The organism is Dellaglioa sp. CoH-57-MRSF-19 (assembly GCF_056781975.1).
Map to the genome: position 1 here is coordinate 1 of NZ_JBXAXW010000189.1, position 352 is coordinate 352.

At 68.5% G+C, this 352-nt stretch carries 1 protein-coding gene; it reads right to left on the reverse strand.

Annotated features, from left to right (window positions below):
* Nucleotides 1-180, reverse strand: a 180-nt coding sequence (locus AC1RO3_RS08900; protein ID WP_481764066.1) for a hypothetical protein, incomplete at its 3' end; no start/stop codon positions are given.
* Nucleotides 181-352 lie beyond the last annotated feature (172 nt).

The window sequence follows — 352 nt, forward strand, 5'->3', positions numbered from 1 at the left end:
GACTGTGGAGAGTAGGTAGCGGATGCAGGTTCCGATGGCCCCGCCGGCAAAGACGAGGCCGATGTACTTCCAGTGCAGGTGGATCGGCCGTGGTGCGCGGGCGCGTGGGTCTTCCACCTCCAGGTCGGGATCGATCGGGAGCTCTCCAGCACGGTCGGGGTTGAGGCGTTCGTAGGTCATGCTTTCCGGTTCGGGTCGTCGGGGTCGGGGGAGCGGGGAGCCGCGATCAGGTGCCGCCCTGGCGGGCGAGACGCGTTGCGGCTTCGGCGGCGGCGTCGGGGTCGAGGTAGCCGCGGGAAACCAGGTAGGGCGTTGCGGCGGAGAAATCGAAACGATAGCGCAGCGGGTGCAC